This is a genomic window from Bacillus sp. RC51, assembly GCF_044908115.1.
In the GTDB taxonomy this organism is placed as follows: Bacteria; Bacillota; Bacilli; order Bacillales; family Bacillaceae_G; genus Bacillus_A; species Bacillus_A mycoides.
Genome location: NZ_JBIYCW010000007.1, coordinates 230,170 through 253,963 on the forward strand (window position 1 = coordinate 230,170; position 23,794 = coordinate 253,963).

Here is a 23,794-nt window from a genome sequence, read left to right on the forward strand (position 1 = left end):
CATATGTTGTTATACGATGTATATAAGGAGGTGGTATTGTTGGACAAAGAAATCTTGAAGGGAAGTATAGATATTTTATTACTTTCTATCATTGCAAAACGTGATACATATGGATATGAAATAGCCCAAAGTTTAAAGGATGCAAGTGAAGATTTGTATAGTATGGGGCAGGGAACTTTGTATCCAGCTTTAAAGCGATTAGAAAAAAAGGAATTTCTTGAATCTTATTGGAATCAATCTGAGAATGGGATGAAAAGGAAATTTTATACTATTACAAGTAAAGGGAAAAAAGAATTGCAGAAGAAAGTGAACTCTTGGGAGCGTGTAACATCATTAATTCAAACTTGTCAGAAAGGAGTTATTTATGAGTGAATTTGATGAGTATATTAAGTCCATTTTAGCTTATTCAGAACTTAGTAATATTGAACAGGATGAGCTATTTCTAGAAATATATGATCACTTGAACAGCTTGAAAGAAGAATATATGGAACAAGGTATGAATGAAAAAGAAGCGGTGTATAAAGCGATTCAAACTTTTGGCGAATCAAAAGTTATTGGTTTAGAGATTAATCAATCGGTATACGAAGTTCCTAGGCCATTAAAGGTAGTATCAAAAATTTTATGTATTCCTTATATAATCATTTGTTTTATTGTCTTTTTAGGAGCGTTTATTTCAAATTCTACATTTGACTCTATTCGTAGTTTGACAGGTGGAACTGTCTATCATCCTCTTGAATTTTGGCAGCAATTTTTACATATATCTGATTTAGAAACGCTGTTACAACTTTTTGGAATAACATTTTGGCAAATTAAAGATTTTATTGCACATCCAGGTCCTTGGGGGAACTCAACGTATTGGTTAACTGTTTTGCAACATATAATATTGGTAGTTCCATTTGGATTTTTCGTTCCAGTGTTGATCAATAAAGTGACGAACTATAAGAAAGCTTGTAAGTGGTATGCTATGACCTTTCTTGTTTGGGAGTTATTACATTTACTAACTTTATCTGATGTTTTTGATGTGTGGCGGATTGCTATAAATATGCTCGGTGCATCGATAGGATATCTTTTATTTATAAGCATGATACAAATGGATAATAAATTTAGGGTTATGCGCAAGAAGATATTTGAAAATTAACTTGCTATCATGTAGTTAAAATTATATAAATTAGTTCGGTGGTAATAGAGTATCACTGAAAACATAGGTATTATGTAGTGAGCCAATTTTTTATACTCGTAATAGGTGTTTATTTATTCATACTGTTATGAAACTGTTGCGTAATCTGTCTTTATTGGCGCCATAAATGATGATAGCGTCGAAATGAAATACACAGCTGAATTAGAAAAAGCGTTAAGCGATGCTGTAATTCCTGTGGATCAACAAGAGCAGGCGGCTGCGTTAGCTTAAAAATAAACCGCGTGAGGGAGAGCCTTCATGCGGTTTTTTGTTTTATTATATTTGTACAGAGTGTACTGAAATTAGCTGAGTGTAGATTTTTGTTGCTTAACAGGATATGAATACGAAAGGTATAATAAGTATTATTATACCGTTTGAATAACTTAACAATTGTAGTAGTGTATTGGAGTTGAAATGAATCAATTTATTAATTTGCTTCTACAGTTAGGATGTATTGAGAAGGATTAATTTAAAGAGGTGAATGGAATGAATACTAATGTTCAAAAAGAGTTAAATCAATTAGTAGATAAAATGACTTCCTCTCTTTCTGATGTTAATAAAATTATTTTATTTGGGTCTCATGCTTACGGTATGCCTAATGAGGATAGTGATTTTGATTTGTGTGTAGTGGTTGATGGTATTGGTAAGAGGAAAAGAGAAGCCTTAAAGAAATTGAATTTAAGTATATTCGATGTAATGAAAACACCGGTCGATTTACTTGTTTACGGTTCTGAAGAATTTAATGAGAGTTCTGGTAATCCTGTAACAATGGAATACAAAATTGCTGAAGAAGGTAAGGTATTGTATGAAAAATTTCAGTGAGGCAAATTTATGGTTTGAAATTGCAGATTCAGATCTTAGAGCTTCTAATCATTTATTGTCTTTAATGCCTATTCCTTTTGCAATTATCTGTTATCTGTTATCTGTTATCTGTTATCATTGTCAACAGTGTGCTGAGAAATATCTAAAGGGGTATTTAACGTTTAAAGGAACTCATCCGCCTAAAACGCATAATTTAATGCTGTTAGTAAAGGAATGTGCTGAATTTAATATGGAGTTCAATGATTTAATAGATGATTGTGCAGAGTTAAATAGCTATGCGATCGAAGTCAGATAGCCTTATTTTGAAGAACTTAATAAAACAGACGTATCGCAAGCTATAAAAGTGCGGGGAATATTAAAAGTTTTGTTTTAGAAAAAATTAAATAGTAGAGGATGAGCAAAACGGTATGGAAATTTCCAATCGTTTTTTTATGAATTTATAAAACTTTTCCATACAGTGCGTCGTCTAATATATGGGAAGGAGGAAATGATGTGGATGAATTAACGGTAGAAGCGTTTGAAATAGAAGATAAGGAACTCCTTATCGATGAAATAATGAACAAATATGGACAAGAAGTCTTACAGCTTGTGTATTCATATGTGAACAATAAAGAGGTTGCTGAGGATGTAACGCAAGATATATTTGTGAAATGTTATAAATCTCTTCATACATACAAAGGGAAATCGAATGTGAAAACGTGGTTGTGGAGAATTGCGATTAATCAATGTAAGGACTACATAAAAAGTTGGTATAACAAAAAGGTGATCGTGACAGAGGATGAAGCTGCTTATATTGGGGTTCAAAATGATAGTGTCGAGCAAACTGTTATTCAAAATGCGGAGGACCGTGAGCTGGCTTCTGCGGTAATGAATTTACCGATAAAATATCGAGAAGTCATTTATCTATTTTATTATGAAGAATTACCGATTAAAGAGATTGCTATTGTAATAGAAGTGAAAGAAAACACGATAAAAACGAGACTGAAAAAAGCGAAGGAGCTTTTGAAGAAAGGATTGGAGGAATAATCAAATGGAAGATCGATTAAAAGGCCTGCGAAAATCAATGGAGAATACAACGTTTAAACATTTGAGTTTTTCTGATCAGCATCGAAAGCAGGTGCGCGAAAAAATCAATGCCTCACACGAAAAGGAAGAGGACATCTCTTTAGCGATTTTACAGCTCCTCAGTAATGAAAAAACAGGGTACGAATTGTCACAGCTACTACGAGGGAGAGGGATTCGGAAATTCGAAGGAAATGAAGGGTTTTTATATACCGTATTACATCGTCTAGAACAGAATCGTTTTATCCAATCAAGCTGGGATCATTCAGGAGCTAAATATTATCAATTAAATGATAAGGGAAGAAAGATGCTGCGAAAGGCAGAAAAAGATTCTACGAAGGCACGGTTTATATTAAAAGGATTAGTACAGGAGTGAGATAAAATTGAACAAAAAAGGGGAGCGTTTTTTAAGCGAAGTTACGAATCATATTAAATCAAAAGAAGCAAAGAGCTTTGTAGCAACTGAACTAGAGTTTCACTTAAAACAGGCGAAGAACACGTGGATAGAAAAAGGTTTAGGTGAGGAAATTGCTGAAAATAAAGCTGTGGAACAAATGGGAAGTCCGATTAAACTAGGGCAGGAACTTAACAAACTTCATAAGCCGAAGGTAGATTGGTTCTTAATTATTTTATTAGTGGCTGCTATGGGATTAGGGTTTTTGCCAATAATAGCTCTTGGGCATACGAATGATTTATTAATGAACAAAGTGATTTTTGTTATTCTCGGTATTGCAACAGCTGTTGGGATAATGCTACTTGATTATCGAAAGTTAGAGAGGCTCGGGTGGCTGTTTTATACAATCGGAGTACTTATCTTGTTAATGATAAAATGTTTTCCGACTGATTACGTGATTGGGGAAGCAATAATAAAAATTGGCCCCATCAAAATTGACTGTTTAATGACGATACCATTCTTCTTTCTAGCTTGGGCTTCTTTTTTCAATAATAGTAGGTTAAAGTTTATGCATCTTCTCATGTTGTACGTATTTTCTTTATATCTATTTTCGACTATATCAATTCTTTTACCAATTTTCATCTACATTACGATGGTATTTGTTATGCTTTGGTGGAGTAAGTTAGGAAAGAAAACGGCATGGCTCATTACAATATTGCCTATTTTACCATTGATTATTAGGGATCTATTTTCCTGGTCTGCTGTAAAAGAATACCGGATAGCTAGAATTTTAGGATTTATAAACCCAGCGCATGATCAATGGGATTTACGTTTACAAGAGGCGATGTCTTCAGCAGGCTGGTTTGGTACATATGGAAATATAAAGTCTATCCCTGCTGCCCATACTGATTTTGTATTCGCGAGTTTGACTTACTATTATGGATATGTACTTGCGCTAGTTCTTGTCATTATTCTTTCTCTTTTTGCAGTAAGAATAATGAACATAGCTTATAAAATAAATGATGGTTATGGTAAATTGCTTCTCGTTGGCGGAGTGACTCTTTTTGTAATCCATTTTATTTGTAACGTTGGCATGATCCTCGGGATATTACCACGTTTTTCTATATCATTACCTTTTATTAGTTACGGATGGATACCAACTCTATTTCATGCATTTATAATGGGGATCGTGCTGAGTGTATATCGGCGTAAAGATATGTCGTTTAGAATGAGAAAAACACCTTGATACTTATATAAGTTGCATATAAAAGAATGCATTATTATGATTAAGTACAAACGTAAATAGATAGTAGAAGAGGGTTATGATAAATAACCCTCTTTTTCGTGTCTAAATAAGCGCACTTTCTTTAATAGAAATACATAATTCAGAACGACAGATTGATTCAGTTAGTTGTTGTAAATAGAAGTATTCTTCCGCATCTTTTTCGGAAGTGTTAGGATCTAATAAAGGTGAAGATAGAAGTACATCAATTGTAAGTATGTCTGCATCATGAGAAGTGATGTTATAACCTGCAAATACAGGTCGTTTTAAGAAATTTAAGTAAGTGCTTGTTTGCATGCGTATCACTATTTTATCTACAATAAAAGAAAAGCCTCTTATGAGATGGGGAGAGGAAAACTCATGTCTAGCCAACAATTAGTGAATTTACGCATTGATTTTGCTTTTAAACAATTATTTGGCACAAGTGGAAATGAAGATATTTTAAGTGCTTTTTTAAATGCGATGTTACAGGATTCTTTAGAATCGCCCATTGTTTCGTTACAATTAGCAGATTCACATTTACACAGGGAACATGAAGAAGATAAGTTATCTATTTTAGATATTTCAGCTATATTAGACACAGGAACAAAAGTCAACGTAGAAATACAGCTCAATAATAATCATGATATGATTAAACGCAGTTTATATTATTGGGGAAGGCTATACACATCTCAACTTCAAAAAGGAATGCCATACAGCTCTGTTCATAAAACAATTATAATCAATTTGTTAAATTTCGTTATGTTTCTTGAATACGAGGCATTCCATACAACAGGAGTCTTATGGAATCGACAACAACATAAAATATTGAGTAGTGATATCGAAGTTCACATCGTAGAGATTCCGAAACTTATGCAACAGTGGCGGAATGAACAAGTAAATCCCTGGGAAGATTTGTTTGTTCGTTGGTTATTATTACTTCCGGCAAACGAGGATGAACAACTAACCAAAACATTGGAGGACATTGCGATGAACCAAGACCCGATTTTACAAAAAGCGATGAATAAATGGGAGCGTATGAGTCAAGATTCTTCTTTCCGACAAGCATATGAAGCAAGAGAAAAAGCTTTGATGGATGAAGCCGCAAAGTTCGCTCATGCTCGTAATGAAGGAAAGAAAGAGGGGATTGAAGAAGGTAAGATTCAATTAATTCGTGGAATGCATAAAAATGGAATGCCAATCGAAGATATTGCAAGGTTTACAAATTTACGCTTAGAAGAAATACGAAGCATTTTACAAGTCTAAATGATAAAAAAACACCTCCATTGAATTTGCATACTTAGTATGCGAATTCAGGAGGTGTTTTGATATGTGTCCCGTTTTCGGGGTTCACTTCAATCATCAAGGTGTTTTCGTTACAAGCTCAAAACTCTCCGAAGCAGCCCCTGTTACAAAAGGACTAACCTCACCAACGCTATAAAGCTGCAATTCATGCATTGCGCGCGTACAAGCAGTGTAGAACAATCTACGTAGGCTCTCATCGCTGTACACATCTTTAGAAGCATCGTAAATAATAACAGCATCAAATTCGATACCCTTCGCTAAATAAGCAGGGATAACGACGATGCCTTGCTCATACTCGGCTGAGTTACTTTTCACAAGTTTAATATTCTCGATATGACTGAGTGCCTCGTATGCAGCGGCACTTTCAGCCGCGGATTTACATATAATTGCGATCGTATTGTGCTGTAGTTTTTGTAGTTCAGCAACTTTGGAAGTGATACGCTCATGCAGCTCACTGTAATCCGAAACTTTAGTTACTGTAGGCTTTTCACCGTCACGTTCAAATGCATTAATGTTCTTTCCTTCAGGTACGAGGTCCCGTGTAAATTCAATTATCGGTTTTGTTGAACGATAGCTACGAGTTAAGTTGATGCCGTTCGTTTCATCTGATCCGTATAAGCTAGTAAGTGTATTGAAATTAACTGTCTCACTCGCATGAGCAAATATCGCTTGGTTAAAGTCTCCGAGTACTGTCATTTTTGCGGCAGGGAAGAGACGTTTTAAAAACTCGAACTGAAATGGAGAATAATCTTGTGCTTCGTCTACAAGTACGTGTTTAATCGATCTGTTCGTTTGGAAGCCTTCAATTAATTCTTTTAAAAGTAAAAATGGAGTCGCATCCTCGTAATGTAGCTTTCCTTCATCAAGCATGTTCACAGTTAATGAGCAAATGTCGTCCCATTCTTTAGGTTTTTCCCCAGCAACCCATGATGCATCTGTGAAGAGTTGTTTATATATGCCTGTGAAGTTGATGAAGCGCAATGTTTGAACACCTTTACGAAGCGGCTTCAATTTTTTACGGACAATCATACGTCCAAGTACTTTCGTTTCTTTCTCAAAATCATTAAAGGAGTTGTCGTCAAACTCGCCTTTTTTCTGTAAATATTTATAAGCCTTTTGGTATTCATCTTTACTAAGTAGCTCAATTTCTTCTTCTACCCAAGGCTTTTTCAGTTCTGTTTTTTCAATTGTGTCTATTTGTTTGTTTAGCCAATCCGTTAACTTCTCAATTCGATTATGGAAGCGGAGGGAGGAATCAGTATTATAAAATTGCTCTGTAATTTCTTTAGCAGAGGCAATCAGTTTTCCTCTAAATTTCATTCCTCTAAATAGCATGCCTGAAGATTCAAGAGATTGTCTGTACGCTCTAATCATCTCGAAAAATTGAGTAGATGCTTTAAAGCGAATGCTCGCATTTCGAGTTTTATAATTTGCGCTATTCGTTTCAGTTAACATATATTCTAATTGCTCGTAAGGATCCTCAACGTCAAATGACTTACTGAGTCTATGGTTTAAATATTCTTGGAATGTAACTTGCTGCATATTTTCTTCGCCGAGTTCTGGCAGTACGTTAGATACGTAGCTGTTGAACATGGAGTTAGGGGAGAAGAGAATGATTTGATCTGCTTTTAGCCATTCACGATATTTATATAGTAAGTAGGCGATTCGCTGCAGGGCAGCTGATGTTTTACCGCTACCAGCAGCTCCTTGAACGATAAGTAGTCGCCCTTCATCGTGACGGATAATTTCATTTTGCTCGCGCTGGATAGTAGCAACGATACTTTGCATATGTTTGTTTGTTCCTTTTCCGAGCGCTTGTTGCAAGATTTCATCGCCGATTGTAAGGCTCGTATCGAACATGGAATCAATCTCGCCATTCTGAATTATATATTGTAATTTTTTCTCCACGTTGCCGTGGATTACGCCTCCTGGTGTGCTGTATTCAGCCGGTCCTGGTGGATAATCGTAGTAAACACTTGAAATTGGTGCGCGCCAATCGTATATAAGAAAGTTTTCTCCACTTGCATCTGTAAGTGTAGCCACCCCGATATAAATTTGTTCTGCGCCAGATTCACCTTCTTCTTTGAAATCAATTCGTCCGAAGTAAGGTGCTTTATGCATACGGCGTAGTGCGGCAAGTCGATTAAAGGTGTGCTTATGGGTAATTTGTGTGACAGCTAGTGATTGAGCTTGTTGTCTTAAGTTGATAACTGTTTCAAGATAATCATCAAAAGTATCAGTATTCACTTTCACGTCATCCCAAAAGTGTTTACGAATATGGATTACTTCCGCCCGGCGTCTGCCAGTTTCGTTTTCCAGTTTATCAATTTGCTCCGTAATCGTTTCTATTACGGTATCCAATCGTTTTTGCTCTTGATCAAGTTTTTTGTTCATACGTAAGCACTCCTTTAAAAGTGAAAAATAGAGGTTGACTGAAGATGTGTTTTGGTGTACAATTAAGATACGGATAAATACATTCTTTTATTTTTAGCGAATGCGTTTCTGTACTAATTTACCATAGTTTTTTAATTTAATCAATGATAATAAGATAAACCTTGGTTTCGTGTTGCACGAAACCAAGGTTTTTTTGTGTTGAATGGAGTAAGGTGAGGGAGTATATCGATTTATCGGTAAAAAACTACTACAAAATAAAAAAAGCTTGGGGCTACCCAAGCTTTTTTTATTTCATTATTTCTTTTCTTCTTTTTTAGCGTCAGCTTTTGGTTCTTCGAAAAGATCTTTCAAATCTTTGTCGTCAACTTTTACGTCAGCTTTTTTGATTTCTTTCATCATAAGATCGTTCATAAATTGAGCATCTTGTGTTTTCTTCGCAACTAACTCTTTTTTCAGGTCAGCTTTTGATTGCTCAAATGATTTTTCTGGTTCTTTAATGTCTGTTACTTTAATGATATGGTAACCAAATTGTGTTTTTACAGGCTCGCTTACTTCATCTTTTTTCAGTTTATAAGCAGCATCTTCGAATTCTTTAACCATTTTACCATGTTCGAAGAATCCTAAGTCGCCACCTTTTTCTTTTGAAGCAGTATCTTCAGAGTATTGTTTCGCTAACTCTTCGAAAGATTTACCTTGTCCAAGTTCTTCTTTAACCTTTTTAGCAGTCGCTTCATCTTTTACAAGAATGTGGCTTGCCTTAACTTGAGGCTTGTAGTTATCTTTTAATTCTTTATCAGTGATTGTTTTCTCGATAGCTTGTTCTTGAGCTAATGAAGCGCGAACGCCATTTTTAACTGTTTCTTCTTTAAGGCCTTGTTGTTTCATTAGTGTATCGAATTGGTCACCGACTTGCTTTTTCATTTCATCGAACTTTTTGTCTACTTCTTTGTCATCGACTTTGTAGTTTTTAATAAGTACTTTTTCCATAACCATGTTATTTAGTACTTGTTTACCAGCTTGTGTCTTCATTTGATTGTAGAACTCTTCTTTAGTGATGTCACCAGCTTTAGATGTAACAATTTTGTCTGATGATGATGATGTTCCACATGCTGATAATGCGATTACACTTGTTGCGGCTAAGGCAAGCATAGCTTTCTTCATTCAATAAACACTCCTACTATTATGTATTTTTAATTTATCCCATACGAATGAAGAAACGCCTTATGATAGGTTATTTTCGTTCATAAGAACCTGATTAAGTCTCACTGATGTCTTTGCTTTTTTTATATGTAAAAGCACGCTTAACAGGGCTTACCGAGGCTTTAGGATAAAGTTTAGATGCGTGTCGTTTGTTTCATAGTATAAGCAATATGTACAAAATTTAATATATCATATTTCGACGGGTTTTCCTATTGATAAAGAAATTTTAACCAGTTTGTGTCAGATTTTGAAAGGGTACCATATTGGGCGCATGTCGCATATACAGAAAAGAGGAGGGGATGGGGGATGAATTCAAAACTTATTTTATTACTTGTACTGTTTATTTTATTAGTTATAGTAGGTATAATTTGCTTATAGAGGAAAAAAATGAGGAAGGGGCTTCCTTCCTCACTTTCCATGAAATATAATTTCTACATAACTAGAAATTAATAGAATGGTAATACATACATTAATAACTCGAAAGACACCGGGCTGGCGGCTCGCAGATATTTGTTTTCGCTCACACAGTGTATGTGTCATGAAATTCGTGTAAAATATAACAAGAAGTGCGAATGCAACAAAAACAACGGTTATAAGAGTCATGAGGCGAGACCTCCTTTTGGCTAAAATACATATACTTTATATATTGTATCATACGATATTTTATTCGTGTTACAAAATTCAGAAATAGAAGACTTTGTGTTAGGAAGCGAGGGAGAAAATGGACGTTGTAAGAAGACTAGAACAAGCTGAATACTACGTAGACCTACTATTTAAAATGATTGATGAAGAAAAGTGTCCATTTTATTCTTTAATCATAAAGAAAAAAGCTCGTAAAAAAGACATTGAACGTATACTAAAACTTTGTGAAAAACTGAACGAACAATATGTAGTGGAGAAAGCAGAAGGCCTTCTATTGTTTGATGCGCTATTAGATCAATTTGAAAAAGCGCTTCCACATCAGCTCGAAGTACACGAAACTGCGGAAGCGCTAGCAAAACAAGGTTTATTTAAGCCGCTTATGAATGAATTCTTAAGCATGATTGCGAAAAAATAAATAGATTATTTCTTAACTAACTTTTGATCGGATTCCGTAAAGTTCTCCTCAATATCTTCTAATGATTTCTCAAAAATATCGATGAAGTCTTGTCCGTAAATATTACGCAGGATTGCAATCAGTTCGATATTTTCTGGGAACTTACCATAAAAATTACGAAGTTCAAGTGCTCCATTAAAAACAGAATTATTTTCAGGATCATACTCCTCCATTAAGCGAAGTAGTAATTCTTCCCCTTTGTCTGTAATTTCAATGTACGTATTTCGTTTATCATCTTCTTTTTTTGAGAATATAAGATAGCCGCGTTCTTCAAGCTTTTTAGAGAAGTTAAACGCCGTTGATACGTGCATAACTCCAAACTTAGCAATCTCAGAAATAGAAGCCCCTTTTAAATGATAAGCGATGGTTAAAATGTGATGCTCATTAATGTTTAAATCGTAAGGTTTAATCCATTGTTGCCAATCTTTCTCTACGCATTTCCATAACGCTTTCGATAATTGAGCAATACGTTGGCTGAAAATCATCGCTTCTTTTACCGAGTAATTTTTTTCTCCACTTTTCATTTACTCACCCACTTTAACATTCTTTTTTCATTATTATCTATTATGCCAGTAAAATAAAAATTAATAAAGTCTTTTTGTGAGAATTGTGAAAATTTTTCGGAAAAATAACATTCTATACAAATCATGCATAACTATGGAAGCGTTTTATGAGTCGAGAATACATGTGTTGTCTTTACATGTTAAGGGATAACATATATTGTAAATGCATAAAAACACGGCATATCTATGTGATATGCCGTGTTAAGGTCAATTCGTATGAAAAATATTTGTTATATGCAAAAAACTAAGCAGGAATATGTTTACGCTTTTTCTGGAACGGCTTCTTGTAGTTTCTCAATTGACTTTTGAATGTCTAAAATTTCTTTTTCAATATGTCGTTTGTTTTGAGAAATATCTTGTTTCCAGTTAGAAAGCGTGTCATGCATATCGTCTTTTAGTTCTTGGAATACTTCTTTACCCTCTGAAGCAGTTTCAACGATTTGACGCTTTAATAACTTCGTATCAGCTGTAATATCAGCTAATGTTTTTTTAATATCAGTTCCTTTTTCTTTCAGCTTACCGCGCATAGCTTTACCAGAAGAAGGAGTTGAGAAAAGAACGGCTAGCCCAGCAACTGCTCCGCCGCAAAGTACACCTGTAATAAAGGATTTAGCTTTTGACATAAAAGGAAACCTCCTTATTTTTCGTTCGTATTCATGATGTATAAAAGTGTGCATATCTTTAAGACAAGGGGAAGAAAAGTGAGCTTTTCTCTCTTGTACATGCTATGCACAAAAAATCATATCCCCGGCATTTTTTGTGAAGAAAGAAGCCGTACAATAAATGCCAGAGGAATCGGCTTATTATGTATTACTTCTTATTATAGTGGCACTATTTCACACTATTTGCAATTGTACTTGCGATGTTTTGTAAATTTTCCATTGTATATTCATTTTGGTGTGATTTCCAAACAGCACCGAAACCATCGTTTTCACCGTAGCGTGGAATTAAATGAAGGTGGAAGTGGAATACAGTTTGTCCAGCTTTCTCGCCGTTATTGTTAAGTAGGTTGAAGCCAACTGGATTAAATTCTGCTTTCATTGCATTTGCGATTTTTGGAACGACAGCAAAAATATGTGATGCGATTTCTGGCGTTAACGCAAAAATGTCTTGTTTGTGAACTTTCGGAATAACAAGAGTATGTCCTTTTGTTACTTGACTAATATCTAAAAATGCAAGTACATGTTCATCTTCGTATACTTTTGAGCAAGGGATTTGCCCGTCAATGATTTTACAAAAAATACAATTGTCCGCTGTATGATTCATCGATCTCATCCTTTCAAATGGTCTTAGCCGTATTTTACCATAATTACATAGGAGAACAAACACGAAAAACAGGAAGCTGACTCAGCTTCCTGTTTTCTGAAGAGGGATTGAAAAAGCATTTTTTATAATTTACGGTTCGCAGACACCTCATTTATATAAGAAATACATGGTAAATCGGCTGAAATATCTACCGTAGACACCCCATTTTCAAGTGAAATGAATTGCAATCTTGTATTAAATGAAATTGTTAGTGTTTAAAACAGTATATGCTCTTTCACAGACACCTCATTTATTTAAGAAATGCACGGTAAATCGGCTAAAGTCTCTGCCGTAGACACCCCATTTTCAAGTGAAATGAATTGCAATCTTGTATTAAATGAAATTGTTTATTTTTTAAAACAGTATATGCTCTTTCGGAGACACCCCGTTTCGAAAATGAAACAAATTATCTGGTTATGTGTAAATTTCATTGTCCAACTTGGACACCCCATTTCATGATGACTTCACTATGTTGTTGTACTCATCAATTGGTGGTTGCTTTTTCAAGTGTGTTCCTTCTTCCTTAATTATGATGTCCGCTTTCGTAAAAATATATGCGAAGAAATTTTAATTTTTTTTGGAGACATCGATACTATGTAGTACAGCACAATTTTTGGTAAGATGAATATAGAATGAATACTAATGAAGAAAGTGGTGTCGTATGAGCGAGTTATTGCGTGTAGAAAATGTTACAGGAGGATATACGAAACGACCTGTACTGCAAAATGTTTCGTTCTCTGTTAATAAAGGCGAACTTGTCGGCTTGATCGGTTTAAATGGGGCTGGGAAAAGTACGACAATTAAACATATCATCGGTTTAATGGAGCCGAAAAAAGGAACTGTCACAATTAACGGGAAAACAATTCGTGATGATATGACAGCGTACCGTTCTAGTTTCTCCTTCATTCCAGAAACGCCAGTATTATATGATGAGTTAACGTTAGAAGAGCATTTGAAATTAACAGCGATGGCGTACGGTGTAGATGAAAAACAATATGAAGAACGCGTAGGACAATTATTACATGAATTTCGCATGAAAAATCGCTTAAAATGGTTTCCGTCTCATTTCTCAAAGGGGATGAAACAAAAAGTGATGATTATGAGTGCATTTTTAGTTGAGCCATCACTTTACATTGTGGACGAACCTTTCGTTGGACTTGATCCGTTAGCGATTCAATCACTTCTTCAAATGATGGATCAAATGAAAAAGAGTGGTGCGGGCATCTTAATGAGTACACATATTTTAGCGACAGCAGAGCGCTATTGTGATTCATTCATTATTTTGCATCAAGGTGAAGTGAGAGCGATGGGAACATTATCAGAACTTCAATCCGGGTTTAATATGCCTGGTGCAACGCTGGATGATATTTATATTGCGTTAACGAAGGAAGAAGATTATGAATAGCACAGCGTTATGGAAAGAACGATTTCGGCACTTTCTAAAAGAAGTTCGTACATATAGTAAATACGTATTTAATGATCATTTGAAATTTATTTTCGTATTTATCATCGGTGCAGGAGCGTATTATTACCAGCAATGGTTACAAACGTTAACACCTTCGTTTGAGGCGGCGCTTGTTATGGCAGTCTTACTTGGCCTCGTATTAACAGCTGGGTCAGTCCAAACGTTATTAAAAGAAGCAGACCTCGTGTATTTGCTGCCAGTTGAAGAAAAGTTAAAGCCTTACTTTACGAAGGCATTTCTTTTTACGTTTATGATTCAGTTATACATAATCGCAATGGTAGCAGCTGCGCTTGCCCCGTTATACTTCCAGCAAATGAAACAAACAGGTGCCAATTACATATGGATTGTAATTGCGTTTGTCATTGTAAAAGCGTGGAATTTATTCGTAGCGTGGGAAAAATCATTTTTAACAGATCAAAATGTACAAAGAGCGGATTGGTTTATTCGTTTTATTTTAAACGGCTTATTTGTGTACGTCCTTGTAGAACGTACTTCAGTCATTTTTACCGGTGTGATTGTCTTTTTAATGGCGCTATACCTTGCCGTTATGCACCAAAAGGTGAAGGGAAAGCCGCTAAACTGGGAGTATTTAATTTCTGAAGAAGGTAAAAAAATGATGCTGCTGTACCGCATTGCGAATATGTTCGTTGATGTACCGGCGTTAAAAGAGAGAGTATCACGCCGAAAATGGCTTGATTTCATTCTTTCGATGATCGGTGAGAAGCGTACATATTTATACTTATATACGAGAACATTTTTAAGATCAGGTAACTATTTTGGCTTATATGTGCGTTTACTTGCTCTTGGCGGGATTATTCTTTACTTCATTCCGTTTTTATATGGCCGATTTATCGTTAGTCTTATCTTCTTATACTTAATCGGCTACCAGCTCTTAACCCTTTGGAAACATCACCGCATGAAAGTTTGGCTTGATTTATATCCGGTAGGGGGAGACGAGAAGAAGAACGATTTTCTTACTTTATTAAATGCGATTCTTATTATCGGCAGTGCTGTATTTACAATTTTATTTGCACTTGCGACGAAAGATTTCATTATGACCGGCATTTTATTTGTAGTAAGCATATTATTTAGTATTGGTTTCGTTTATCAATACGGTGCAAAGCGCATTGAGCGTTTAAACTGAAAGGAATGAACCTATGATTACATATGAAGAGAAGGTTATAAAAGAATTGGAGCAGTGGAAAGCTACATTCATGAAAGATTCTTCTATGATGACACGGTTCTCTAAAAAAGTGCAGGTGAAAGTGCAACAACTAGTGCCCGCGAAAGTGCAAAAGGCACTAACAGAAACGATTCGGATGATGGTGCAAACAATTAGTGCTGGATCAAACTTCATAAAACCGAAGCTAAAAGAAACGAACTGGTCACTGCAAAGAAGAGATGATGAAGTACGTAAAAAAATGGATGAGTACAAAAAAGTTGCAGCGGCAGAAGGGGCAGGAACAGGAGCAGGTGGTATTCTTCTTGGCCTTGCCGATTTCCCGTTATTACTGACCATTAAAATAAAATTTTTATTTGATGCAGCAACATTGTACGGATTTGATACGAGTAAAAAAGAAGAACGTCTTTTTATTCTTCACGTTTTCCAGCTTGCTTTTTCAAGTGACGATTACCGAAAAGAAGTATGGAAAGCGATTGAAACGTGGGATACAGAAGAAGAAAATCATATGGACTGGGAAAAGTTTCAAACAGAATACCGAGACTATATCGATTTAGCAAAAATGCTTCAACTCGTTCCAATCATCGGTGCCCCGGTCGGCGCATATGCGAATTATCAATTGTTGCAAAGGCTTGGGGAAGTAACGATGAATTGTTATCGTATGCGATTGCTTAATAGAAATTGATTTGTTTTACAATAAGCATCCTAAATTACACATTTAGGATGCTTTTTTTTATTTTTATTCATATTTTTAATTTTTTTACCAATAATATACAGATAAAGTTACTTGAGCTTACTTTACTGTATTTAGGGGTGCAAAATATGAAAGTATCAATATTTATTACTTGTGTTGCAGATGTTTTTTATCCAGAAGTAGGGAAAGATGTTGTGGAAATTCTTGAAGATTTAGGGTGTGAAGTTGATTTTCCAAAAACTCAAACTTGCTGCGGACAACCTGCTTATAATAGCGGGTATGTGAAAGAAACAAAAACAGCTGCAAAACATATGATTGAAGCCTTTTCTAGTTCAGAATATGTTGTGGCACCATCGGGCTCTTGCGCTATGATGGTTCACGAGTTTTCTAGCTTGTTTTCTGAAAGTGAAGCGGATTGGAAGAAAAAAGCTACTGAACTTGGAAATAAAACATACGAATTCACACAATTTATTGTGGAAGTATTAGGGAAAGAAGACTTAGGTGCAGAGCTTCATAAAAAAGCAACGGTTCATACATCTTGTCATATGAGCCGATTAATGGGGATTAAGGAACCACCGCAAAAACTATTAAAGTGTGTAAAGGGACTGGAAGTTGTTTCATTGCCGCATAATTATGATTGTTGCGGATTTGGAGGGACATTCTCGGTGAAAATGCCAGAAATCTCTGAGCAAATGGTTGAGGAAAAAGTAAAGCATATTATGGAAACCGGTGCGGAATTGTTAATTGGGATGGATTGTAGCTGCTTAATGAATATAAAAGGACGTTTAACACGTAATGGTTATCAGATTGATGTAAAACATATTGCTCAAGTATTAAATGAAGATCGAAAATAAGAGGGGGATATAGAGATGGGAATGAGAATAGGGAACGATCCCTTTCATAAGCGTACTGAAACAGGCATTGGGGATCAATTTATGCGACAGGCTGTCAGGAAAGCGCAAGACGGTCTTAGAGTTAAGAAATTAAAAGCTACTGAGAGTCTTGGGAATTGGGAGGAATGGCGAGCTTTAGGAGAAGAAATTCGAAAGCATACATTAGAAAACCTTGATTATTATTTACATCAGCTAAGTGAAAATATTGAAAAAAACGGTGGTTTCGTTTATTTCGCAAAGACTGCAGAAGATGCAAGGGAATATGTAAAAGAGATTGTAAAAAAGAAAAATGCGAAAAAAATTGTGAAATCAAAATCGATGGTAACGGAAGAGATTAGTTTAAATGAAGCGATTGAAGAAGCTGGAGCGGAAGTGTTAGAAACAGATCTTGCTGAATTTATTCTACAAGTGAACGACCACGATCCGCCGTCACATATTGTTGTTCCGTGCCTTCACAAAGATAAAGAACACATTTGTGAAATATTTAAAACAAAGTTAAATTATACTGGAACATCTGATCCTACGGAAATGGCGAGGTTTGTAAGAGATTATTTACGTGATGATTTTTTTGCAGCGGATATAGGAGTGACTGGATGTAACTTTGCTGTTGCAGAGTCTGGATCAATTTCTATCGTAGCAAACGAAGGAAATGCAAGACTTACTACGACACTTCCGAAAACGTTGATTACAGTTATGGGGATGGAGCGTATTGTTCCGACATGGGAAGAGCTTGATGTTTTAGTAACACTTCTATGCCGAAGTTCTGTAGGACAAAAGTTAACAAGTTATATTACAGGGTTAACTGAGCCTGGCGGGGAAGATGGACCTGAGGAATTTCATTTAGTCATTGTTGATAATGGTCGTTCCGATATTGTAGGAACAGAATTCCAAAGTGTCCTTCAGTGCATTCGTTGCGCGGCATGTATTAATGTGTGTCCTGTATACAGGCATATTGGTGGACATGCATATGGCTCTATTTATCCAGGACCAATTGGAGCTGTGTTGACACCGCTTTTAGGGGGATATGATGAATATAAGGATTTACCTTACGCATCTAGCCTTTGTGGTGCTTGTACAGAAGCGTGTCCAGTGAAAATCCCGTTACATGACTTATTAATTAAACATCGCAGCCGCATTGTAGAAGAAAAACGATCACCTGTAGCTTGGAACGTGGCTATGAAAGGTTTTGAAAAAGCGGTGAAGAGTCCTAGACTATTTTCTTTTGCAGCGAAGAGCGCTCCGTATGCATTAAAACCTCTTGCAAAAGGGGATAAGATCGAGCGTGGAATTGGACCGTTAAAAGCTTGGACGGATGCGAGAGATTTTCCAGTTCCGAAAAAACAACCGTTTCGAGAGTGGTTTGAAAAACACGAAAAGGAGAACAATGATGGCCATCCAAAATCGTGAGGAATTTTTACTCCAGTTATCAGAAAAGCTTGGTAGGAAACGTCCAGAAGCAGTGGAAAAACCGAAATGGTCTTTTTCCCCGCAGTGGATTGTTTTTGACGGACTGGCGCAAGACGAACTTGTACTAAAGTTAATAGAGCACTGCGAAGTCATTCATACAGAAGTAAAGCGAACAACAAAGGAAAATCTTGTTGAAACATTGGGGTCTTTTATAAAAGATTGGAATATCGAATCTGTTATATGTTCGAATGATGAGCGCTTTAATGAGTATGGTCTTACACCATGTTTCAGCAATGAAGGAACAACACATTTTCGTACATGGGGATTAGATCATAAAGAAGAGGACATAGCATTTGCGAAAGCTGCTGACCTTGGCATTACGTTCAGTGATATGACTTTGGCAGAATCAGGAACCGTTGTACTATTTAATGACGGGTTAAAAGGAAGACATGTGAGTCTTCTTCCGGAGTCATATATTGCAATCGTTCCGAAAAGTACGATTGTACCAAGATTAACCCAAGCTACAAAACTGATTCATGATCAAAATAAAGCGGGAGAAAACTTGCCAGCTTGTGTGAACTTCGTTTCTGGTCCGTCAAATAGCGCAGATATTGAAATGAACCTTGTCGTAGGTGTACACGGGCCAATTAGAACAGCGTATATTATTGTGGATGATCAATAATGATTTACGTGTGCGACAGAGCGCCCGCGCATACGAGTTGGAAATATAAATGAAACATTATAAGAGTACTGAAAATAGAAAGCGCTGGCTGTTAAATATAACCGGGGCTTTTTATTTTGCGTGCCCTTACTGGTGAAGAAACCTTAAGAAGGAAAATTTTAATCTCTGTTTCAGTTTTCTACGCTACTATAACTAACTGAATTGTGTCTTTTCTTAGAAGCTAAACACACTATAACTAGCTCCAATTATAATGAATACGATAAAGAGCAGAATGATTAATAAAAGCCCACTACTACCGCTCTTACCATCTTTGCCATCTTCACCGCCGCTACCACCCTTACCGCCAGATCCCATATGAAAACCCTCCTTATCGTTATACATTGTTTTTACTTTATATTTTTCTAGGTTCATCAAGAAGTTCCTTTTAAAACTCTAATTAACTTGCAAATCATTCATTTTCATTTTACAATTCACTTACCGACCGGTAAGTAAAAATAAGTGAGGTATAGTATGACAAAGAATTTACAAACATCGCAGCACATTGTAGAGGCATCATTTAAACTAATGGCAGAGCATGGCATTGAGAAGATGAGTCTTTCAATGATTGCGAAAGAAGTAGGTATATCAAAGCCAGCTATTTATTATCATTTTCCGTCTAAAGAAGCGCTAGTTGATTTTTTATTTGAAGAGATTTTTTCTGGATATTATTTCGTTAATTACTTCGATAAAGAACAATATACGAAAGAAAACTTTGCAGAAAAGTTAATCGCAGATGGTTTACATATGTTGTCTGAGTATAGAGGCCAAGAAGGCATATTACGCGTTATAAATGAATTCATCGTAACTGCGACGCGAAATGAAAAGTACCAGAAACGCTTATTTGAAATACAAGAAGAGTTTTTAAATGGATTCCACGATTTATTAAAGAAAGGTGTGGAACTTGGTGTTGTGTCACGACATGCAACTGAAGAAAACGCCCATACGTTAGCGCTCGTTATTGATAATATGAGTAATTACATATTAATAGGATTCCAGTTAAAGTATAAAGAAATTTGGATTCAAAATGTGAAAAACGTAATGAAGGAGGGAGAATAAAAATGAAAATGCAGAAAAACTGGTGGCTCGGTTTTCTGGGGTTAATTGGAATTTATAAAATCCCAGGTATGATTGAAGCTTTCCAAGCGGATAAAGGTTGGTTCGCGTTAATTAGTTTAGTTTGGCTGCTTTGGTTCGGATATTTTATTCCTGAGAAAAAAGAGGATAAATAATAAATTTTCAATTTTATGTAAAGTTATGTAAAATATAGATTGAGACAATTCATATATTAGATTAATAGATTTGGAGTGGTTACATGGATCCATTGAAAAATGAAATTCATCCTGACATGATCAAGGTGTGGAAAGTTCGTGCTGTAATTGAGGAAGGGATCGGTATTCTCGTCATTTTAGTTTACCTGTTCCTTATGATAAAGTTTGATTGGTGGGCGTGGATTTTGTATGTGCTGATCGGGTTAACAGTTGCACTAGCACCATTTGAGTACTTCCTATTCCCGAAACTGCGTCAGCGTTATTATAGCTATCAATTAAATGAAGAAGAGCTTGAAATTCAGCACGGTCTTTTCGTCGTAAAGCGCGTATTAGTACCGATGATTCGTGTACAGCACGTTACGATTGAACAAGGGCCAATTATGAGAAAACATGGATTAGCAGAATTACATATTTCAACAGCGGCAACTTCTCACAGCATTCCAGGCTTAACGATGTATGAAGCGGAAATGTTAAAAACGAGAATTGCAGAATTAGCGAAAGTGAGTGATGAGGATGTATAAGAGGCAGCATCCCATTACGATGTTATTAGAATTAAAAATAACAGACTTTATACCATTACTTATTTTCATGTTTAGTTTAAATGGAAAGTTTCCATTTTGGTATTTAATTCCCGCTGGATTCGGTTTACTCACCGTTTTTTCAGCGTTTGAGAAATGGTATTACACAACATACTGGGTTGAAAATAACGTATTACATGTTAAACAAGGGCTCTTTGTGAAGAAGGAGAGCTACTTAAATAAAGAACGTGTCCAAACGATTAATACAAGTTCAAACGTGTTATATCAAATGCTCGGTTTAAAGAAAATTCAAATCGAAACAGCTGGCGGAGGCGATGATGCCGAAGTAAGCCTAGCTGGTATTACAGAAGATGAGGCGAAGGAGCTTATTTTCTTACTAAATGAGCCAACTCCAGAAGTAAAAGCAGAAGAAACATCAGAAGAAGTAGTAGAAAAAGAAGTTATGACAGAGGAAAAGCAAGCGACAGAGTACAAATTAACTTTGAAAGAAATTTTATTAGCATCTGTTACATCTGGTCAGTTTGGACTATTATTCTCATTAATCTTTTTCGTGTATCACCAAGTAGATGAGTACATTCCGAAGTGGATAAAAAATAGCGTAGAGTCGTATGTAATGGATCATGATATATACGGCTGGATTTACATGGTAGCTATTTTACTCGTCCTTTCGTGGATTATATCTACAATTGGTTACGCGTTAAAACACGGAAACTTCACAGTAAATCGAAAAAACGATGAAGTTCGTATTTCTCAAGGTTTGCTTGAAAAGAAAGAACTTGTACTAAAATTGCACCGTATTCAAGGTATTACGATAAAAGAAAGTATTTTACGTCAGCCATTCGGTTATTGTGCTGTGCAAGTAGAAGTCATTCAAAGTAAAGGACTGGGTGACGAAAAAGAAAAAGTTACACTGCATCCTATCATTCGAAAAGATCGCGTACAACAGTTACTTGCACATTTACAATTACCATACGAACTGAATACAAACATTATTTCATTACCAAAAGCAGCCTTGCGCCGTTATTTAATTGATAGTTTCATTTTCTTCGCAATGCTAGCAATCCCGCTTATTGGAATAAGTATATACTTTGAAAAGCACTTCATCATGTGGGCATTAATTCCGCTCGCAACCCTCATCTTTACACTTGGATACGCAACATTTAAAACAAATGGTTACGGTGTAAACGGAGAACAAATTACGATTATACATCGTAGTATTGGGAAACATACAGGACTTGTAAGAAGAAGACACGTCCAATCAATTGAAAAAACACAATCATATTTCCAGCGCCGAGCGGATTTATGTACGTATACGTTTTCTAGTGCATCATCGAATTATAAACTAGAGCATACGAGAGTAGAAGATGCGGAGAGAATGCAGGATTGGTATAAGAAGAGAATATGTGAGGATTAAATGAAATGGCTTGCCTAGTATGAAAGGCAGGCTTTTTTGTTATGGAGAAATGAGTAGTTTGATTCATATATGGGTGCAAATACAGCTCACATTTCTCAATACGTATCAGAAAAAAAGGTAGTATACTTCTATTTCAGGAAAATCTGTGGAATTTTTGATATAAATGGTATACTAATATAGAAAAAGTATTAGGAGGCTATATATGATAAGTCAGTTGAAAAGAGAAGCACTTGATGCATTAAAAGGAAAATGGGGATTAGCGGTAGGGGCAACCTTATTACTTGGAATCCTTATTGGAGCTGTTGAACTTCTAATTACAGGTGTTTTTTCGATGTTTTGGGGTTGGGAAGAAGCAAGTGATTCGCTTACAGTAAGTATTATTGCAATGCTTGTTATCGGTCCGTTAACAATAGGCGCCTACTATCTTGTTTTAAATGTAATCCGTGAGACTAGTGCTCGCATTGGTGATTTATTTAGATGGTTTAGCGATGGAAGTAAGATTATGAAGTCGTTTTTAACATATTTACTAATGTATGTATACTTGATGCTATGGACATTACTTCTTATTATTCCGGGTATTATTAAATCATTTTCTTATTCTATGACGTATTTTATTTTGAATGATCGTCCAGAATACACAGCGAATCAAGCGATTACCGAAAGTCGCCATATGATGAATGGACATAAAATGGATTACTTTTTACTATGCTTAAGTTTCCTTGGCTGGTTCATTTTAAGTATTCTTACTTTAGGAATCGGTTTCTTATGGTCTGCACCTTATTTCTACGCGACATCGGCAGCATTTTATGAAGAGATTTCAAAAGAATATTATAAAAAAGAAGGTACTACTTTCTAATAAACCACCTAAACCACTTGTCCCCTAAAGAATATAGGGAACAGACGGTTTAGGTGTTTTGATATGTGTTCTGTTTTCGGGTTCACTTCAAAGCTCTTCCCTCTATGTTTTATCATAGAGGGTTATTTTTTTATGTAAAAATGATAGAAAATAATGAATAATATATGTGAAGGGAAAAGTGAGGTGAATGAGATTGAGCAAATTTTTAATTCCGTATTCCCATTCTTTATTAAGCTTATTTATTTCAATGACGATAGTTCAAATATACGATGAGAAGGGGATTTTTGAAGGAGGGCTATTTTCTATTTTTACGAATCTTTTTATTGCTATGGCCAACATGTTGGCTGCTACTTTGATAATTGGAATCCCTGTTGTTTTAGTTGGCTGTCTTCTTGGGGAGATATTGTTTAGGTGTGTTATTTTACCTGTAAAGCTACATTTTATTCCATCCTTAATTTTATATATTCTCTTAGCTATAAGTATTGTTTTTGGTTATGAAGTTATATCTGACGGGTTCCCTACAATATATGAAAATACGCGTATTGTTGTAATGATGTACTTTATGGGACTAACTGTCATTTGCTCTATTACATTTTTAGTAAGCAGGACTACATATGAAGAGAAATAAGGTGATTATATGAAATACACTTGTCCATGCTGCGGATATAAAGTGAAACTTTAATCAGTGGGGATTCTGTTCATTCCCCACTGATTATTAGCCTTCACCAATCGGGCTTTTATGGGCAGTTGATCTCCCACCTAACTCCTTTGCACTAGC

Annotated in this window: 28 protein-coding genes and 1 pseudogene; 21 read left to right on the top strand and 8 right to left on the bottom strand. The window is 35.7% G+C overall.

Annotation, left to right across the window (positions count from 1 at the left end; translation table 11 throughout):
* The first annotated feature begins 39 nt into the window (after window positions 1-39).
* The 7 genes from ABH959_RS16510 to ABH959_RS16540 all read left to right on the top strand — a co-directional run bounded on the left by ABH959_RS16510 (window position 40) and on the right by ABH959_RS16540 (window position 4,701).
* The gene (locus ABH959_RS16510; protein WP_061674045.1) at window positions 40-372 is read left to right on the top strand and encodes a PadR family transcriptional regulator; all 333 of its coding nucleotides are present in this window, start codon (window positions 40-42) and stop codon (window positions 370-372) included.
* Window positions 365-1,138 (top strand): VanZ family protein, encoded by a 774-nt coding sequence (locus ABH959_RS16515; protein ID WP_404492916.1) that lies wholly within the window; start codon window positions 365-367, stop codon window positions 1,136-1,138. The genes ABH959_RS16510 and ABH959_RS16515 overlap by 8 nt, the downstream gene beginning before the upstream one ends.
* Window positions 1,139-1,663: 525 nt before the next feature.
* Window positions 1,664-1,999, top strand: a complete 336-nt coding sequence (locus ABH959_RS16520; protein ID WP_078178143.1) for a nucleotidyltransferase domain-containing protein — start codon at window positions 1,664-1,666, stop codon at window positions 1,997-1,999.
* Window positions 1,983-2,294, top strand: coding sequence for a HEPN domain-containing protein (locus ABH959_RS16525; protein ID WP_404492917.1), 312 nt, complete (start codon window positions 1,983-1,985; stop codon window positions 2,292-2,294). Before ABH959_RS16520 ends, ABH959_RS16525 begins: the two co-directional genes overlap by 17 nt.
* Window positions 2,295-2,491: 197 nt before the next feature.
* Window positions 2,492-3,025 (top strand): sigma-70 family RNA polymerase sigma factor, encoded by a 534-nt coding sequence (locus ABH959_RS16530; protein WP_404492918.1) that lies wholly within the window; start codon window positions 2,492-2,494, stop codon window positions 3,023-3,025.
* A gap of 4 nt (window positions 3,026-3,029) precedes the next feature.
* Window positions 3,030-3,437 (top strand): PadR family transcriptional regulator, encoded by a 408-nt coding sequence (locus ABH959_RS16535; RefSeq protein ID WP_404492919.1) that lies wholly within the window; start codon window positions 3,030-3,032, stop codon window positions 3,435-3,437.
* 7 nt (window positions 3,438-3,444) lie between these two features.
* On the top strand, window positions 3,445-4,701 hold the full coding sequence (locus ABH959_RS16540; RefSeq protein WP_404492920.1) for an FtsW/RodA/SpoVE family cell cycle protein: 1,257 nt from the start codon (window positions 3,445-3,447) through the stop codon (window positions 4,699-4,701).
* Window positions 4,702-4,803: 102 nt separating this feature from the next.
* Here the strand turns inward: ABH959_RS16540 and ABH959_RS16545 are convergent.
* Window positions 4,804-5,007 (bottom strand): annotated as a pseudogene (locus tag ABH959_RS16545) (hypothetical protein); the annotation flags it as partial.
* Window positions 5,008-5,097: 90 nt separating this feature from the next.
* Between ABH959_RS16545 and ABH959_RS16550 the strand changes: the two are divergent.
* Window positions 5,098-5,982, top strand: a complete 885-nt coding sequence (locus ABH959_RS16550; RefSeq protein WP_404492921.1) for an Rpn family recombination-promoting nuclease/putative transposase — start codon at window positions 5,098-5,100, stop codon at window positions 5,980-5,982.
* A 96-nt stretch (window positions 5,983-6,078) separates the two neighbouring features.
* On the opposite strand, the gene helD is transcribed toward ABH959_RS16550, so the two are convergent.
* The 3 genes from helD to ABH959_RS16565 all read right to left on the bottom strand — a co-directional run bounded on the left by helD (window position 6,079) and on the right by ABH959_RS16565 (window position 10,218).
* Window positions 6,079-8,415, bottom strand: a complete 2,337-nt coding sequence (gene helD / locus ABH959_RS16555) for an RNA polymerase recycling motor HelD (protein WP_404492922.1) — start codon at window positions 8,413-8,415, stop codon at window positions 6,079-6,081.
* A gap of 294 nt (window positions 8,416-8,709) precedes the next feature.
* Entirely contained in the window at window positions 8,710-9,576 is an 867-nt protein-coding gene (gene prsA, locus ABH959_RS16560; RefSeq protein WP_404492923.1) for a peptidylprolyl isomerase PrsA, read from the bottom strand.
* A gap of 447 nt (window positions 9,577-10,023) precedes the next feature.
* Complete coding sequence (locus tag ABH959_RS16565) at window positions 10,024-10,218, bottom strand: hypothetical protein (RefSeq protein ID WP_000172693.1); 195 nt, start codon at window positions 10,216-10,218, stop codon at window positions 10,024-10,026.
* 118 nt (window positions 10,219-10,336) lie between these two features.
* Between ABH959_RS16565 and ABH959_RS16570 the strand changes: the two genes are divergently transcribed.
* Window positions 10,337-10,672, top strand: a complete 336-nt coding sequence (locus ABH959_RS16570) for a DUF1878 family protein (protein WP_002134804.1) — start codon at window positions 10,337-10,339, stop codon at window positions 10,670-10,672.
* A 5-nt stretch (window positions 10,673-10,677) separates the two neighbouring features.
* On the opposite strand, the gene ABH959_RS16575 is transcribed toward ABH959_RS16570, so the two are convergent.
* The 3 genes from ABH959_RS16575 to ABH959_RS16585 form a co-directional block, all read right to left on the bottom strand.
* On the bottom strand, window positions 10,678-11,235 hold the full coding sequence (locus ABH959_RS16575; RefSeq protein ID WP_002134805.1) for an HTH-type transcriptional regulator Hpr: 558 nt from the start codon (window positions 11,233-11,235) through the stop codon (window positions 10,678-10,680).
* A 299-nt stretch (window positions 11,236-11,534) separates the two neighbouring features.
* Window positions 11,535-11,897: a YtxH domain-containing protein gene (locus tag ABH959_RS16580; protein WP_002011120.1), complete on the bottom strand. Its 363-nt coding sequence runs from the start codon at window positions 11,895-11,897 to the stop codon at window positions 11,535-11,537.
* Window positions 11,898-12,105: 208 nt separating this feature from the next.
* Window positions 12,106-12,540, bottom strand: coding sequence for an HIT family protein (locus ABH959_RS16585; protein ID WP_001016832.1), 435 nt, complete (start codon window positions 12,538-12,540; stop codon window positions 12,106-12,108).
* 700 nt (window positions 12,541-13,240) lie between these two features.
* On the opposite strand from ABH959_RS16585, the gene ecsA reads away from it, so the two are divergent.
* The 6 genes from ecsA to ABH959_RS16615 all read left to right on the top strand — a co-directional run bounded on the left by ecsA (window position 13,241) and on the right by ABH959_RS16615 (window position 18,900).
* The gene (gene ecsA, locus ABH959_RS16590; RefSeq protein WP_061674035.1) at window positions 13,241-13,984 is read left to right on the top strand and encodes an ABC transporter ATP-binding protein EcsA; all 744 of its coding nucleotides are present in this window, start codon (window positions 13,241-13,243) and stop codon (window positions 13,982-13,984) included.
* Complete coding sequence (locus ABH959_RS16595) at window positions 13,977-15,188, top strand: ABC transporter permease (RefSeq protein ID WP_404492925.1); 1,212 nt, start codon at window positions 13,977-13,979, stop codon at window positions 15,186-15,188. The genes ecsA and ABH959_RS16595 overlap by 8 nt, the downstream gene beginning before the upstream one ends.
* Window positions 15,189-15,201: 13 nt before the next feature.
* Complete coding sequence (gene ecsC, locus ABH959_RS16600) at window positions 15,202-15,909, top strand: ecs operon protein EcsC (protein WP_404492926.1); 708 nt, start codon at window positions 15,202-15,204, stop codon at window positions 15,907-15,909.
* A gap of 137 nt (window positions 15,910-16,046) precedes the next feature.
* On the top strand, window positions 16,047-16,772 hold the full coding sequence (locus ABH959_RS16605; protein WP_113936600.1) for a (Fe-S)-binding protein: 726 nt from the start codon (window positions 16,047-16,049) through the stop codon (window positions 16,770-16,772).
* Window positions 16,773-16,787: 15 nt separating this feature from the next.
* Window positions 16,788-18,218, top strand: coding sequence for a LutB/LldF family L-lactate oxidation iron-sulfur protein (locus tag ABH959_RS16610; RefSeq protein ID WP_404455762.1), 1,431 nt, complete (start codon window positions 16,788-16,790; stop codon window positions 18,216-18,218).
* Entirely contained in the window at window positions 18,199-18,900 is a 702-nt protein-coding gene (locus tag ABH959_RS16615) for a LutC/YkgG family protein (protein ID WP_113936598.1), read from the top strand. The genes ABH959_RS16610 and ABH959_RS16615 overlap by 20 nt, the downstream gene beginning before the upstream one ends.
* 213 nt (window positions 18,901-19,113) lie before the next feature.
* Here the strand turns inward: ABH959_RS16615 and ABH959_RS16620 are convergent, their stop codons facing one another.
* Window positions 19,114-19,254, bottom strand: coding sequence for a sporulation protein YjcZ (locus ABH959_RS16620; protein WP_113936597.1), 141 nt, complete (start codon window positions 19,252-19,254; stop codon window positions 19,114-19,116).
* Window positions 19,255-19,410: 156 nt separating this feature from the next.
* Between ABH959_RS16620 and ABH959_RS16625 the strand changes: the two genes are divergently transcribed.
* The 6 genes from ABH959_RS16625 (at window position 19,411) to ABH959_RS16650 (ending at window position 23,644) form a co-directional block, all read left to right on the top strand.
* A complete protein-coding gene (locus tag ABH959_RS16625; RefSeq protein ID WP_242309741.1) occupies window positions 19,411-19,995 on the top strand; it encodes a TetR/AcrR family transcriptional regulator in 585 nt (194 codons plus the stop codon).
* Window positions 19,996-19,997: 2 nt separating this feature from the next.
* A complete protein-coding gene (locus ABH959_RS16630) occupies window positions 19,998-20,168 on the top strand; it encodes a hypothetical protein (protein ID WP_002188645.1) in 171 nt (56 codons plus the stop codon).
* 83 nt (window positions 20,169-20,251) lie between these two features.
* Window positions 20,252-20,728, top strand: coding sequence for a PH domain-containing protein (locus tag ABH959_RS16635; RefSeq protein ID WP_113936595.1), 477 nt, complete (start codon window positions 20,252-20,254; stop codon window positions 20,726-20,728).
* Window positions 20,721-22,160 carry a PH domain-containing protein gene (locus ABH959_RS16640; protein ID WP_113936594.1) on the top strand — a complete coding sequence of 480 codons (1,440 nt, stop codon included), beginning with the start codon at window positions 20,721-20,723 and terminating at the stop codon, window positions 22,158-22,160. Before ABH959_RS16635 ends, ABH959_RS16640 begins: the two co-directional genes overlap by 8 nt.
* Before the next feature lie 202 nt (window positions 22,161-22,362).
* A complete protein-coding gene (locus tag ABH959_RS16645; RefSeq protein ID WP_113936593.1) occupies window positions 22,363-23,016 on the top strand; it encodes a DUF975 family protein in 654 nt (217 codons plus the stop codon).
* A gap of 193 nt (window positions 23,017-23,209) precedes the next feature.
* Window positions 23,210-23,644, top strand: coding sequence for a hypothetical protein (locus tag ABH959_RS16650; protein WP_113936592.1), 435 nt, complete (start codon window positions 23,210-23,212; stop codon window positions 23,642-23,644).
* Window positions 23,645-23,794: the final 150 nt, after the last annotated feature.